Origin of the sequence: Bartonella sp. A05, assembly GCF_026930145.1 — a bacterium.
In the GTDB taxonomy this organism is placed as follows: domain Bacteria; phylum Pseudomonadota; class Alphaproteobacteria; order Rhizobiales; family Rhizobiaceae; genus Bartonella.
In genome coordinates this window covers 34465-48452 of record NZ_JANHOJ010000003.1, presented here as the reverse complement: position 1 = coordinate 48452, position 13988 = coordinate 34465, and the positions used below count along the sequence as shown (strand labels likewise).

14 protein-coding genes and 6 pseudogenes are annotated in these 13988 nt (G+C 41.0%); 19 read left to right on the top strand and 1 reads right to left on the bottom strand.

Annotation, left to right across the window (positions count from 1 at the left end; genetic code table 11):
* The first annotated feature begins 125 nt into the window (after nucleotides 1-125).
* The 13 genes and pseudogenes from NPX98_RS03865 to NPX98_RS03810 all read left to right on the top strand — a co-directional run bounded on the left by NPX98_RS03865 (nucleotide 126) and on the right by NPX98_RS03810 (nucleotide 11009).
* Nucleotides 126-1988 (top strand): ATP-dependent nuclease, encoded by a 1863-nt coding sequence (locus NPX98_RS03865; RefSeq protein WP_269022773.1) that lies wholly within the window; start codon nucleotides 126-128, stop codon nucleotides 1986-1988.
* 288 nt (nucleotides 1989-2276) lie between these two features.
* A complete protein-coding gene (locus tag NPX98_RS03860; RefSeq protein ID WP_269022965.1) occupies nucleotides 2277-2597 on the top strand; it encodes a hypothetical protein in 321 nt (106 codons plus the stop codon).
* Between the two features lie 3 nt (nucleotides 2598-2600).
* Nucleotides 2601-3191: a hypothetical protein gene (locus NPX98_RS03855; protein ID WP_269022772.1), complete on the top strand. Its 591-nt coding sequence runs from the start codon at nucleotides 2601-2603 to the stop codon at nucleotides 3189-3191.
* Nucleotides 3192-3535: 344 nt separating this feature from the next.
* Nucleotides 3536-4097, top strand: a pseudogene (locus NPX98_RS03850) (hypothetical protein).
* 3 nt (nucleotides 4098-4100) lie between these two features.
* Nucleotides 4101-6020 (top strand): annotated as a pseudogene (locus tag NPX98_RS03845) (phage terminase large subunit family protein).
* Nucleotides 6017-6265: a phage head-tail joining protein gene (locus NPX98_RS03840; RefSeq protein ID WP_269022771.1), complete on the top strand. Its 249-nt coding sequence runs from the start codon at nucleotides 6017-6019 to the stop codon at nucleotides 6263-6265. The pseudogene NPX98_RS03845 and the gene NPX98_RS03840 overlap by 4 nt, the downstream one beginning before the upstream one ends.
* Nucleotides 6265-7072: pseudogene (locus NPX98_RS06625) on the top strand (phage portal protein); the annotation flags it as partial. The gene NPX98_RS03840 and the pseudogene NPX98_RS06625, both read left to right, overlap by 1 nt.
* A gap of 148 nt (nucleotides 7073-7220) precedes the next feature.
* A pseudogene (locus NPX98_RS06620) lies at nucleotides 7221-7843 on the top strand (phage portal protein); the annotation flags it as partial.
* Nucleotides 7827-8939 (top strand): S49 family peptidase, encoded by a 1113-nt coding sequence (locus tag NPX98_RS03830; RefSeq protein ID WP_269022770.1) that lies wholly within the window; start codon nucleotides 7827-7829, stop codon nucleotides 8937-8939. The pseudogene NPX98_RS06620 and the gene NPX98_RS03830, both read left to right, overlap by 17 nt.
* Complete coding sequence (locus NPX98_RS03825) at nucleotides 8903-9169, top strand: hypothetical protein (RefSeq protein WP_269022769.1); 267 nt, start codon at nucleotides 8903-8905, stop codon at nucleotides 9167-9169. Before NPX98_RS03830 ends, NPX98_RS03825 begins: the two co-directional genes overlap by 37 nt.
* Before the next feature lies 1 nt (nucleotide 9170).
* Nucleotides 9171-9539: a head decoration protein gene (locus NPX98_RS03820; RefSeq protein WP_269022768.1), complete on the top strand. Its 369-nt coding sequence runs from the start codon at nucleotides 9171-9173 to the stop codon at nucleotides 9537-9539.
* Nucleotides 9540-9554: 15 nt separating this feature from the next.
* Nucleotides 9555-10629 (top strand): annotated as a pseudogene (locus NPX98_RS03815) (major capsid protein).
* Nucleotides 10630-10631: 2 nt separating this feature from the next.
* Nucleotides 10632-11009 carry a head-tail joining protein gene (locus NPX98_RS03810; protein WP_269022963.1) on the top strand — a complete coding sequence of 126 codons (378 nt, stop codon included), beginning with the start codon at nucleotides 10632-10634 and terminating at the stop codon, nucleotides 11007-11009.
* Nucleotides 11010-11018: 9 nt separating this feature from the next.
* Here the strand turns inward: NPX98_RS03810 and NPX98_RS03805 are convergent, their stop codons facing one another.
* Nucleotides 11019-11339: a HigA family addiction module antitoxin gene (locus tag NPX98_RS03805; RefSeq protein WP_269022767.1), complete on the bottom strand. Its 321-nt coding sequence runs from the start codon at nucleotides 11337-11339 to the stop codon at nucleotides 11019-11021.
* Nucleotides 11340-11354: 15 nt separating this feature from the next.
* Here NPX98_RS03805 and NPX98_RS03800 point away from each other — a divergent pair.
* From NPX98_RS03800 to NPX98_RS03775, 6 genes and pseudogenes are all read left to right on the top strand, one after another.
* Nucleotides 11355-11699, top strand: a pseudogene (locus NPX98_RS03800) (phage antirepressor KilAC domain-containing protein); the annotation flags it as partial.
* Nucleotides 11696-11956: a hypothetical protein gene (locus NPX98_RS03795; protein ID WP_269022766.1), complete on the top strand. Its 261-nt coding sequence runs from the start codon at nucleotides 11696-11698 to the stop codon at nucleotides 11954-11956. The pseudogene NPX98_RS03800 and the gene NPX98_RS03795, both read left to right, overlap by 4 nt.
* Before the next feature lie 140 nt (nucleotides 11957-12096).
* Nucleotides 12097-12297: a type II toxin-antitoxin system HicA family toxin gene (locus NPX98_RS03790; RefSeq protein WP_269022765.1), complete on the top strand. Its 201-nt coding sequence runs from the start codon at nucleotides 12097-12099 to the stop codon at nucleotides 12295-12297.
* Nucleotides 12294-12689 (top strand): type II toxin-antitoxin system HicB family antitoxin, encoded by a 396-nt coding sequence (locus NPX98_RS03785; RefSeq protein ID WP_269022764.1) that lies wholly within the window; start codon nucleotides 12294-12296, stop codon nucleotides 12687-12689. The genes NPX98_RS03790 and NPX98_RS03785 overlap by 4 nt, the downstream gene beginning before the upstream one ends.
* Before the next feature lie 136 nt (nucleotides 12690-12825).
* A complete protein-coding gene (locus NPX98_RS03780; protein ID WP_269022763.1) occupies nucleotides 12826-13350 on the top strand; it encodes a hypothetical protein in 525 nt (174 codons plus the stop codon).
* The gene (locus NPX98_RS03775; RefSeq protein ID WP_269022762.1) at nucleotides 13343-13984 is read left to right on the top strand and encodes a phage baseplate assembly protein V; all 642 of its coding nucleotides are present in this window, start codon (nucleotides 13343-13345) and stop codon (nucleotides 13982-13984) included. Before NPX98_RS03780 ends, NPX98_RS03775 begins: the two co-directional genes overlap by 8 nt.
* The last annotated feature ends 4 nt before the right edge of the window (nucleotides 13985-13988 follow it).

The following is a 13988-nucleotide window of genomic DNA, read 5'->3' as shown; positions in this document are numbered from 1 at the left end:
CTTATTTTTGATTGTTATGTGTTAATATTGTTATCATTATATGTTGACATTCTGCTTTTGTATAAAATAGAGAAAAGCTCAAACAGTACTGAAGGCGATATGAATTTAACATTGGCGATTTTGTAATGCTTTTATTGAAGTATAAAGTTAATAAATTTAGATCTGTTAAAGAAACAGATTGGATTGAAATAGATCGTCACTTGACGTGTTTAGTTGGTGCTAATGAATCAGGTAAAACAAATCTTCTTTTGTCGCTTTGGAAATTCAATCCAGCTGATGATTCAATAACAATTAATATTTTTCAGGATTATCCAAGAGATGAGTATTTAAAAAAGAAGAAGGACAATGATGGGTATAAAGATGGTAGTTATAAAAAAGAACCGTTTATTGAAGTTCTCTTTAAAGTAACCGATGAGGAATTGGAGGATTTTAAGAAAAAATATGAAGACTTTTTGAAGGCAGATAAAACCGAGCAAAGCGAAGAAAATACAGAAGAAAAGAAGCCTAATGAAATTGCTTTAGAAAAATTTTTACTGATAAAAAAAGATTATAATGGCACTTTCTATATTCATTCTTCTAATGATGAAGGTAAAGAAACTTCAAATGATCTAAAAGAATCCATTGGAACGGAGCTTTTTAATGAAATATGTGAACGCATTCCTAAAATCATTTACCATTCTGAATATGGAAATCTTGACTCTGAACTGAGCCTTTCTAGCGTGAAAGAAACTCTAAAGAATATTGAATCTTGGCATAAATATCCTCTGAAGGAGAGAATACAAGCCCGCACACTTAAAGTTTTCTGCCAACTTTTAAACTTAAATGTAGATGAAATGTTGATGCCTAATACTCAAAAAGAGCTTGGATCTATGCTTGGTGATGCAGAGTGGGAATTAGCTAAGCAATTTAATGAATGGTGGGATCAAGGGCAGTATACCTTCAGTTTCCGTGTGAATGAGGGAATTTTGTCATTGTCAGTTAAGGATAGCAAACAGAAAACAGCTCTCGAGTTGGACTTAAGAAGTGGAGGATTACAGTGGTTTTTCAGCTTTTTTCTTATTTTTTGGGCGGAAAGTAAAGATAGCCACCAAAATTGTATATTGCTGCTTGATGAACCAGGTTTAAACCTTCACCCTAATACACAAGCAGATTTAGTTAAATTTTTGGGAAAGCTTTCAGAAAAAAATCAACTTATTTACACAACGCATCTGCCGTTTCTCGTCGATCATAATAATCTTGATAGAGTTCGAGCTGCCTATACTGATGAAAAAGGCTGGACTAAAATACATAATGATATAAGCGATGTGAGTGAAAATATAAGCAGTAAAAATAAAAAAATGATAGCTATCCAGCCTGTCAACGCAGCTATTGGCATGAGAACTGCGTTGAATCTTTTTATGGGGTGCGATGTCATAATCATTGAGGGCATGTCTGATCAAATTTATCTTATGATGATACAAAATTATTTGATTGAAAGAAAAAAAATTAAATTTAAAAGAGGGCTGTTTTTTATGCCAGCTGGAGGGGCAAAAAATGTAAAATTTTTTTCTTCAATTGTTAGCAGCAATACCGGTAGCTTGCCGATTTGTCTCTTTGATTCTGATGATGGTGGAAGGAAATGTCAAAACAGCTTGAAACAAGGACTTTACAAGAGTGAAGAAAATAAAATCCTTGAAACAGATACATTTACAGAAAAAAATGGCTCAGAAGTTGAAGATTTGATTCCTACTAAATTAATCATAGATAGTTTTAATTTATTGTTTACTTCTAATACGGATACTAAAAAAGTTGATGAGATCGATAATACTGTTCCAATTCTGCCTCAATTAGAAGGTTTTGCTAAGAGCAATGATGTCAGTTATGGAGATGACTGGAAAGTAAAAATCAGCCAAGAAGTAAGGAAAATTTTAAAAGGAAAAATAACTAGTGACTTTGAAAATAGATGGATAAAGCTATTTAAAAGTCTACAAGAAAATTTCAAAGCATAAATCATACAGAAAATGGGATTTGTGTTTAAGAAATAAAAAACACAAGATATAGATTTCTGTTGACAATGTGTAAGAAATCGTATTTAATGACGACACTGCACGAGTCTTATTGCGTCTAGAATTCAAAAAACATCCCAAAAATTCAATAAAATGTGAGCCTTTAATGTGGCTAAAGAGCTTGGTTTTTCTAGGAAAACTGCCTCATTCTTTTTTCAAGTAACAAAAATCAATTATTGACCAGTTATGTCATTAATTCTGTCATTAAATAATTCCTCAAAGGGAGTGATGATGAAAGCAATCATTACGAAGCCAATCTGTGTTCTTGGCGATGAGAGAAGCATCGTTCGTTTTGAGCCATCAAGCTCAAATATTCCATTTGTTGAGATTTCTCGTACGGTCTATGCGCGTCTTAAACGCGCCAATGCTGCAAAACCTTATCAAGAAAAAACCAGCGCATTGGGTGTTGTTAATGAAGTATCAGAGCTGGATGTACAGGAAATAAATATTATTAAGCAGTCCACTGATATTATTGAGCAGTCTACGGATGTTGTTTCGTCTGAACCGCCCAAAGCGCTTAAGTCTTCAATGCAAACGAAAAAGAAATCCTAACAGGTGAAGTTAACAATCCACACCAAGTGGTATTCGAAGCAAGTCACCGAAATGATGACCATGCTTCAAGCACCGCGTCTCCATTGGGCTTTGCGCAATGCTGTGAATGATACAGCCAAACAAGTGGAGCGCTTTACCGAGCAGAAAGTGTCAAAGGTTGCATCGGTTCAAGCTAAGCGCGTGAAGAAAGGTGTTTACGTGAACACCAAGGCCACAGTAGATCATCTAGAGGCGGATATCCGCGGTTCTGCAACCCTGTTGCCGTTGAAGTTTTTTAAAGCCCGCGAAACAAAACGGGGTGTTGTGTATACTCTCTTTGGAAGACGAGAGATTATGCCTCATGGTTTTATTCAGGGTGGAAAATTCCCTGAGCGTGTTGATTTAAAGATGGGTGGGAATGTTTTTCAAATAGTTGATGGTGATCGATTTCCCATTGCAAAACAAACAGGCACGTCCATTGCTTCTGTGATGTCTAAATCAGAGGTTTCCAATGCGATTGAGCACTACGCGCATGAACGATTGGCAACCAATATACGCCGACAGCTTGCTCGTCAGAAATATGCTGCCAAGAAGAAAGCTAAATCATGTTTTTAAGCTATATCTATGCGCCATGTAGCGCAGTCTTAATTTTTAAAGCAAATTATCACTTTCGCTTTGGGTTTTTCATAAAAAATACAATAAAATCAATGTACAAGGTACTTCCCGGCGGGTTGGGCTTGTTGCGGGGCAAAGTTGCGCGAGGGTTCGCTAGCGATAGAATTTTTAAAATTGCCTGTACATTGTACAATTAAGTTATTGAAAACATTGAATAATGGTTTGTACACTGTACAAACATACTGTACAAACTTTGAGCCTGTACACTGTACAAATTTTTGCGCGCTGTCCAAATTGGAATTGGTTTTTCTTTTCTGCAAAAAATGAAACAATTGTGGGGGGCGATGAATAAGAAAAATCGGCAGGGAATATCAGTTCGCGCATTTGCTAAAAAAATGGGCGTTGCTCATAACGCGGTGGTTTCGCGTTTCAAGACCGGGAAATTTGATGCAGCGCTTTTTGACGATGGTTCCGTTGATGAGGCTGTTGCGACAGCCATATGGAACGAAAACCCTACAAAGCGCTCTCAATCATTTTTAGCATCTGACGGTAAACAACAAGCAAAAATTAAACAGGACTCCATAGACGGAGCTAATGAATACCAGATTAAACTAGAGAGAATGCAGATTGCGCTTGCAAGTGAAAAGATTGCTCTTGAACGGTTACGCGAAACGACTGTTGATCGCGAAGAAAGTCAAGAAAGCAGCGCGAGGCTTTGGCAGGGCACACCGCGATGCGATGTTGAATTTTGCGCGTCGCTTTGGTGCGGGCATTGCGGCTCAAGTTGGTTGTGATGCTGCCCCCCTTATTGGTGCTATCGATCATTGCATGCGAGAAGTTCTAACTGAGATGGTTGATATTCCGGTTCCTTTTCATTCTCCGAGTTCTTCAGAATTAAAGGAGTAAAGAATGCGTGGGAATGCAGTCAAAGAATTCTTTTTTTATGCCAATGAAGCTCGGAAACCAGATCCGCTCTACACTGTTTCAGAATGGACGGATAAAAATAGATATCTGAGCACAGTGACAAGTGCAGAGCCGGGGCTTTGGCGTACCAAACGCACGCCTTACTTGCGCGAAATTATGGATAATCTTTCGTCTTATGAGCCGATTGAAACGACCATTGTAATGAAAGGTGCACAGGTTGGTATGTCGGAAGCAGCATTGAATTTTTGTGGTTATGCCATCCATCATAGCCCGAGCCCAGCACTCTACGTGATGCCAACTGTTGATACAGCAAAGAAACTGTCGAAGCAGCGTCTTGATCCGATGATTAAAGCCAGCCCTGCTTTGAGTGAACGGATTGCCCCCGCTCGTGCACGCGACAGTGGCAATGCGATGTTTTCGAAGGAGTTTGACGGGGGCGTTTTGATGCTCACAGGAGCGAATAGTGCTGCTGGGCTTCGTTCAATGCCTATTCGCTATTTGATTTTGGATGAAGTTGATGGCTATCCTTTGAACGCGGATAACAAAGGTGATCCTGTGGTGATTGCAGAAAAGCGCACATCGACTTTTGTACAAAGAAAGATTTTTAAATTGTCCACACCAACACACCGTGACACAAGCCGAATAGCAAAGGATTTTGTGCTTGGTGACCAGAGATATTACAATGTTCCTTGTGATGAGTGCGGCACGTTCCAACCTATTGTTTGGTCACAAATTAAATGGCCGAAAGGGTCACCAGAAAAAGCTGTTTTTGTTTGTGCTCATTGTGGGCACGAACATGCAGAGCATCGAAAAGCAGATTTGATGTCAGAAGAAAGGGGAGCGTGTTGGATTCCCACGAGTGAGTCAAGTAGACCTAATTTGCGTTCTTATCACATTTCGGCACTCTATTCGCCATGGTTAACTTGGGGAGAATGTGCACAAGAATTTTTAGATGCCAAAGATGATCCTGCTCTGTTACAGCCTTTTGTGAATACGGTTCTTGGAGAGCCATGGGAAGACAGAACCGGCGAAGTTATTGATACAGAGAGCCTTTATTCACGGCGTGAAGATTATCCTCTTGCACCGCCGCAAGCTGTGTTGTTGACAGCGGGCATCGATGTGCAAAATGATCGGTTAGAGCTTGAAGTTGTGGGGTGGGGACGTGGTGAAGAAAGCTGGCATATTGATTATCAAGTGATCCTTGGTGATCCATCTTCCTTTGAGGTTTGGGATCAGTTAGATGATTATCTAGCAAAACACTGGCCACATCAAGGTTATAAAAATGGCATAAGGATCACGGCGGCTTGTATTGATACTGGAGGCAGTCATACACAGGCTGTTTACAACTACGTGCGTCCTCGTGAAGGGCGTCGTATATGGGGGATTAAAGGGCAGGCGGGATGGCGTGCAGTCTGACCACGTCGTCCAAGTAGAAACAATAAAGGGCAGATTAATCTTTATATTGTGGGAGTTGATGCCGCTAAAGATATTATTACGGCACGGTTTAAAAAGTCAGGTTCTGATGCATCAGGGGCGGGAGCCACACATTTTCATAAGAACCTTGATAAAGAGTATTTTGAGCAACTGACAGCGGAAAAAAAGGTCATCAAATATTTCAAAGGCTTTAAACGTATTGAATGGCAGAAGAGTGAGAAAGCCAGAAACGAAGCCTTGGATTGTAGGGTTTATGCTTACGCGGCTTTACAGGGGCTTATTTCAGCGGGTCTAAACCTTAGTGAAGAAGTCGATATTTTAGAAAAGCGCTTGGAAGATCTTAAAAATGTTAAGGGTTCTTCAGAGCAGGCAATCCCTTTTGTAGAACAGTTTCAAGCAGCACAGCCTCAAAGGAGAGAACTAAGAAGATTCGTCAGCCCTTACATGAAAAAAGAGTGGGATATATTATGAGTGAGAATTTCGGTCAATTGAAGAGCAAAAGTGAAAAAATTACAGAATTAAAAAAGCGGCGCGAGCAACTTGAAGAGACTTTGTATTCAGGTGCGCAATTTGTGCGTCATGGTGACAAGCAAGTAGGGAACCGTTCTGTCGATGAATTACGTAAGGCTCTTGCAATGCTGGATAAGCAAATAGCTGAACTTGAAGGGCGCAGGAGCTCTCGTGTTTTTTATATTGATGCGAGGCGTGGTTACTAATGGCTGGATTATTGAGTAAAGTAACGGGTCTTTTTCGTAGTTCTAGCGATCATAACCCACCTTTTGAAGCGGCAAGCCGCAGTCGTCGAATGAGTGGGTTAAACCCTATCAAACAACATATTAATCAAGCAATTGAGGCCGCCGGTGATACCATTATTTCCCGCTCAAGGTGGCTCTATGACAATGAATCCATTTATAGTTCTGCAACAGAAGAATGGGTCTCTGCGGCTGTCAGTGATGGCATTAAACCTTATCCTAGAATTGAAGGGTTTCAAAAAGAAAAGAAGAAGCTTCTTGATCTTTGGTGGCAATGGGTTGATGAGGCTGATTATGACGAGGATGCAAATTTTTATGGTCTTCAAGCAACGATTGCTCGAGAAGTTTTTTTAACGGGTGAATGCTTTGTAAGACTGCATTATGTTGACCTTTATGGACGTTCTGGTGTGCCTCTTCAATTGCAAATTTATCCAGCAGAAATGCTTGATTTAACCTATAGCGGGATTGCTGAGACTGAAGGTAACTATATTCGCATGGGGATTGAGTTTAGTGCCAGTGGAAAGCGTGTTGCTTATCACTTTTGGCAACATCATCCTTATGACAATAGTCTACAGAATGGAGCGTTTGGAAATCAAGAGCGTGTGCGGGTCCCAGCAGAAATGGTGATCCATATCAAAGAAAGGCGTATTGCTGGTCAGTTGCGTGGATCCTCAAAGGTAACACGCTGTCTAGCAAAGATTTTTCAGCTTGATGCTTATGATGATGCGGAGCTTGATAGAAAAAGAACAGCTGCTCTTTTCACGGGCTTTGTTACAAAAGCTGATGCGAGTGCTGATAATATGAAATTCCTGAGAACCGCAAGGAAAGCAATGAGGAAATGCTAAAAGAGCCTCCTTTAAAAAGGCCTCATATCACGCTTGAGTCAGGTATGATCCAAGAAATGGAAGAGGGCACGGACATCAAATTTTCAGCGCCGGTAGAAGTTGGAGGTTCTTATGAAGCTTTTCAATTCAACAATCTTTTAAAGATTTGTTCGGCTCTTAATCGGCTCTTAATATGCCCTATGCCGTTGTGACGGGCGATGTGACTCGAGGTAATTTTTCCAATGTGCGCACATCGATCATTCAGTTTAGACGCCAGATTAAGCAGTGGCGTGAAAACATCATTGCCTTTCAGTTCAACCGCATTGTTTGGGAACGTTTTGTTGAAATGGCTGTGCTTGGTGGATGTATTCATTTACCAGGGTGGGAAGATGATTTTTTGCCATGGATACAATGTGAAAGCTTTGCCCCGCCGCTTGAAATGATTGATCCACTCAAGGATATATCCGCTGAAAAAGAAGAAATTCGAGCAGGCTTGAAAACACGGCGCATGGCACTTGCTGAACGTGGTTTTGACATTGATAGCATTCATATAGAGCTTGAAGAAGAACGCGCAGATGCTCAAAAACGTGGCTTATCCTTTGATACGGATATGGCTAATTCTTCAGCTGGCCATCAGGTGATCGATTCCACAGACTTTGATGATGATTATGAAAGCAATCAAGGCAGTGAGGCACATACGCATGACGAACAAGCTTGATATGCCGTTTTTGCTATCCCGTCTTTTTGGCGTCCCTCACATGCTTGCTTCAACAAAGTTTGATATCATTCTTAATGCTCTTGCATCCCGTCTTTTTGAAGGAAACAAGCTCCCCGCTGTAGCTTTCTTGGAGAATGATGCAGCAGCTTTAAGACCAGCAGAGACTTATCTCGTACAAAACAACATTGCCATACTGCCGGTTCATGGCACGCTAGTGCGCCGTGGTGCATGGCTTGGTTCTTTGTCTGGTTTGACTTCCTATGAAGGTTTGAGAGCCTCTTTTCGTGAAGCCATTGGGCAGCCTGATGTTAACGCTGTTTTGTTGGATATTGACAGCGGCGGCGGTGAAGCGGGCGGTGTATTTGATTTGGTTGAAGAGTTTCGCACGCTTTCACAAGCATACAACAAGCCTATTTGGGCGCATGCCAATGAATTCGCTTGCTCTGCGGCTTATGCGATTGCCTGTTCTGCTTCTCAAATTTGGGTTGCACGCACATCAGTTATTGGGTCAATCGGAGTTGTTTGCGCACATCTTGACCAGTCACGCGCTGATGAAAAGAATGGCCATAAATGGACTTTTGTTTTTGAAGGCGATCATAAAGTTCATGGCAATCCTCATGAACCACTAGTTGATAGAGCTCTCGAAAAAATGCAAGCAGATTGTGCACGACTCTACGATATGTTTGTCGATTTGGTTGCGGAAAGCAGACCCATGAGTGCTGCGGAAATTCGAGAGACGAAGGCAGAGACCTTTATAGGCAACCAAGCTGTAGAGCTTGGATTAGCAGATGGGCAAGGTACATTTGTACAGGCTTTGGAAGCCTTGATGAATTCCATTCAATCACCTCCAACATTAACAGAAAAAAAGGAAGCAAGTACATGGCACGCACAAAATACCGCGCTGAAGATGACATTACCAAAGAAGATAACGAAGACGAAGTTGTCGACGTTACAGAGGAAGACGAAGAAAACTATGACGACATTGATGTTAACTCCGAAGTCTTTGACGAAGAAGACGAGGAAGAAGATGACGAAGATACGGATAAAAGCATTCACACCGTGCGTGAACAAGAAAGAAAACGTGCACGTGCCTTAACGGATCTTGAAAAACAAGCCAAGCGCTTGGGTGTTTCTTTTGATGCTGCGAAAGCTATTAACAGTGGGACGAGCTTAGAAAAAGCGCGCCATGCCATTTTGACAGCTGCTGCTTCCAAAAGTGCATCTTTGAAAGTGTCTCCTTATGTTCCGCATAGCGATGGGAATAGTAAGGCGAAGATTAATGCAAAATGGGAAACAGCTTGGAAAGCAGTGAATGGAAGGAAATAAAATGAGCAATATTTTTTATGAGGATGTTCGCAATGGCGCTTATCTCGGAAGATACGAGCTCGATATATCGAATGAAGAAGTTACCTTTTTATCAGGGGCAGAGATTGCAGCAGGAATCGTTATGGGGATGCTGACAGAAAGTAAAAAATATGTTCCGCTTAATCCTACAGCATCTGATGGGAGTGAAGTTCCTGTAGGTATTTCGTATGCTAACGTTGATGCGATAGAAACAGATCAACGCGCAACAATTACAGCACGTTTGAGCACAGTAAAGGCTTCTGAACTGATATGGCCTGAAAAAATTACTGAGGAGCAAAAGCGAGCCGCTATTCAATCCTTAGAAGAAAAAAATAAGATTATTTTACGGTAAAGGGAATAAGAAGCTATGGATATGAATTTTTTTAAGCATGACGCTTTCTCAGCAGTAACAATGATGAAAGGGATCGAAAACTATGAATTTAAGCCTGGTTTAATTAGCTCTTAATCTTTTTGAAGAAGTTGAAACGAGCACGACCGTTGTTGGTATTGAGAGATATGATAATACACTCTCGCTCATTCAAACAAGTGAACGTGGTGCACCTTTAGCAGAAGGTGATCGAAATGGCCGTAATATTCGGTTTTTCCGCACAACGCGTATTGCTAAGAGTGATACAGTGAAAGCGGAAGAAATCCAAGATCGTCGGGAGTTTGGTACCGAAGATCAGCTCGAAACAGCGATGAAATATATTGCCAAAAAACAAAAGAAATTGATTTCAGAAATTGAATTGACGTGGGAAAATATGCAGCTTGGAGCGGTTCAAGGTGTTGTTCTTGATGCAGATGGGTCAGTGATTGTTGATTGGTACAAGGAATGGGAGATCAAACCACCAAAGCCAATTGATTTCAAACTTAATTCAGAAACAACAAATATTGCCGACATTGTTGACCAAGTTATTATCAATATGATTGAGGCTTCAAAAGGTGCTTTTTCTGATCGATCACGAATTATAGGGCTTTGTGGAAATGAATTTTTTTCTAAGCTCAAAAATCACAAAACAATTCGTGAAACTTATTTAAACACAGCTTTGGCACAAACGTTGAATAGTGCAGGTGGTGTTGCAACGCCAATTTGTCCGGGATCTGGAAGCTTTGGAAGTTTTGATTTTGCAGGTGTGACTTTTATTAATTACCGAAGCATTCATAATTACAACCTGAATGCTAAAGCTGGCACGAAGCGCGCCATAGGGATTAAACCTGACGAATGTCAATTCTTTCCTGTTGATGCACCTGGTGTGTTTCAGAAAACCTTTGCCCCAGGGGAAAGTTTAGATTTTGCTAATACAGTGGGAAAGCCTCTTTATACCCTTCTTATAGTCGATCATGAACGTAATGCGTGGGTTAAGCCTGAGGTGTATAGCTATCCGCTCTATATTTGCACACGTCCTGAAATGCTTTTCAAAGCGGTTGCGCAAGGGAAATGACGATGAAATGGCAAGGGCTGTTAAGTCAAGTGACTGAAGAAGTGCGTGATATCTTTGGGCAGCCTGTCATTTACACTAGGAAAGATACTAATCAATCGTTTTATATAAAGGCGATTTACACGATCAAGCATTCAGAGTCGGAAGCAGGGGGAAGAGTTGCCACAACAATTGCAAGAAAAGAACTCGATCTTTGTATCAAGGATATTGGAGGATTACCCCCAAAGCCTGAAGATATTGTTGTGGTGCAATTCCCTGACATAAGTGTAAAGAATGGAGGGCTTCTTTCTCAAGAACGTTTTTCTGTAAAGGATGTGCAGGCTTCAGAATCGGGGATGTACAAGCTTATTTTGCGCGATGCGCCTTTGTCTAATATGCCGTAAATACCGAGATTATGTTCTTGTTTGCATATCACCATCGTTGGTTGTGAGCGTTGGAATAGAAGAAACATCAATATCTCGCAATGCATGCCACGTGTCATAATTGGCTTGCAATTGTAGCCAGAGCGCTGGTCCATTGCCTAACAGTTTGCCAATGCGCGCTGCTGTTACTGCCGTCACAGGGCGTTGACCTTTCAGGATGCCGTGTAGGTGCTGACGAGATATTTGAAGAATCCGAGCGATTTCAGTTTTGCTTGAGCCCAAATACTCTAGGGATTCAGCTAAGATTTTTCCCGGATGAGAAGGACAGCGGTTGGGATTACGTGTTGTCATTGTGAGGACTCCTTAATAGAGCGTAAAAATAACATCATTGCTGAATTAGAGCCAAAAGCAAAGGCACTGGAAAGCTTCAAACGCAGTGATGGATTGTTTGGATTAACCGAGGCAGCAAAGATACTGGAAATACTGCCAAAGGAGCTAACACATTATTTGCGATGCAATTATTGGATTTATCGACGTTCTCCCGGTGCACCTTTATTGCCTTATCAGGACAAGATCAGAAAAGGTCTGATGGATTGCGTCACCTTCACTGTACAACGACAGGATGGAACAGAAAAAGTAGTTTCGACAACTAAACTCACCACTCAGGGGCTTGCCTGCTTGAGAGAGCAGTTCCATGGGGGTGTACAATGAACAGAATAGACCCTAAGGACATGGATTCTGAATTCCTATGTGATTTATGGATGAAGCTGTCTCAGTTTTCTGATCATGAAAGCATTGGAGATGAAGAATGCACCCTTTTGATAGATGTTATGGAAAAAGTAGAAAAGGCTTTAATTGTCAGGCTTCAAACTGAATTACCAAGCTTTATAAAGGTCATGACTGTTTTTACCAACTTTGGAGATTCAGAACTTTCCAAAAACTTGGATCCTTTGTTGAAAGCATTATAACGCAAGCCCCATCCATCAGGATGGGGATATTTCATCAGACCTTATCATTCAAATGATAAATCTCACTTGTCAAATAATAATTGACATTTCACTTGAAAACAAATAATTTGTGTAAATATTTACACATAAAAAGTATTAAAATGGAACAAAATAGCCGCAAAATAATTGCGAAATTGAAGCGTGAGGGCTTTGAACTTGTTAAGATAAAAGGTTCACACCATAAATTCAGAAAAAATGGTAAAGTAGTGGTTGTTCCCCATCCTAAAAAGAACCTTCCAATTGGTACAGCACGCGCTATTGCAGAACAAGCAGGCTGGTTAAAGAAAGGAGGAACGGAATGAAAAGATTTTTTGCTCTTGTTCACAAAGATGAAGATTCTGCTTTTGGTGTTCAATTTCCTGATTTTGAAGGCCTTTTTTCTGCGGCCGATGAGGAAGAACAGTTGATGGCTAATGCAACGGAAGCATTGCAACTTTATTGTGAAGAAATGGATACAGTGCCTGAACCACTAAAACTTCAAGAAGTGATGCAACAAGAAATTGTTAAAGCGGCTTTATCAGAAGGAGGGTTTTTAATACAGGTTCCATTTATTGAGAATGATGCGGAGGTTGTGCGCACGAATATTTCGATTGAGAGGGGACTTTTGCGTGCAATTGATGAACGTGCACAAGAAAGAAAGCTAACGAGATCAGCTTTTTTGTCAACAGCAGCACGTCATGAACTTAATATTTAGGACTAGAAGATAGTTTAGCTGAGAGTCCAAATTTAGAAGAATAGTTTTATAATTTATAAAAAAGCAGGGCTGGAATTGAATTCCGGCCTTTTTTCATATCAAAGCTAGTAACAATTTCGATGATTATGGAGCATTCATGCATCCAAGAGAAACGATTAGAGCAACGTTTGTTGAGCTTATAAAAGCAGCAAAAACGCCCGCTGGTGATCATGTGTTCAATATGCGTGATTTCAATTTTTTTCTTGAGCGAATGCCCGCCATTAATGTGTCAACACAAAGCGAGAGCATTGAAGAGGGCTATCGCCATGACCATGGTATGCGACGGCGCGTTTTGACAGTAGATGTTGAGTGTTACGCAACAGGAGAAGAGGGGGCACGCTTTGTTGATGACTTGGCATGGACTGTTGAAGAGATTTTTCAGGATAATACAAACCTAAACAACACCGTTGAGACATGCCATTTGCAGAATATTTCAATGGCCTTTGGCGACAATGGTTCCGTGGCACTGCATGGGGCTATTTTATCCTTTGAGGTTACCTATGTGACCAATATCCCTTCGCAAGAAAAACAAGCCTGTGTAATGCCTTTTCTCGGGTTTGATCCTGACACTGGCAGAGGCAACGAAGACAAATATCATAACATTGGAAAGATCTATGATTGAACGGCGCGACAAAGAAATCACCGATTTAAAAAGACGTGTAGCCAATATGGTTGTTGTGGGCAAAATTAGCCATGCGGATCATAAAAACGCCCGCTATCGTGTTCAAAGCGGTTCTATCGTCAGTGATTGGCTGGCGGATTGCCAAGCGCGCGCTGGTCAAACACGTGTGTATGAAGGACGTGATATTGGAGAACAGGTTGTTGTGGTCTCTTCATCAGGCGATTTATCCCAAGGGATTATTGTTGGTTCTATTCACACCGATTCCAATCAAGCAGCTGATAAGGGCTGTATTCATCGAACCATTTACCCTGATGGAACGACGATTGAATATAACGACGAAACAAACAGTTATGGCATTAACATAAAATCGAATGGGAAGTTTATTCTAACAATTTCTGATGGAGTCTCGATCAAAGGCGATGGCGGTAAGCTAGAGCTTATAGCGTCTGAGGATCTCAAAATTATGTCAAAGCGTGATCTGACCTTGAGCGCTGGTGGTAAAATTTCTCTGAAAGCAAGTGGTGATGTTTCCATTAATTCGAGCGGATTAAGACATAACAGCACGAATGTTGGCAATAGCCATATTCATGGTGGTGTCCAGACGGGTGGTGGTATAACGGGAGGTCCTCGTTGAGTAC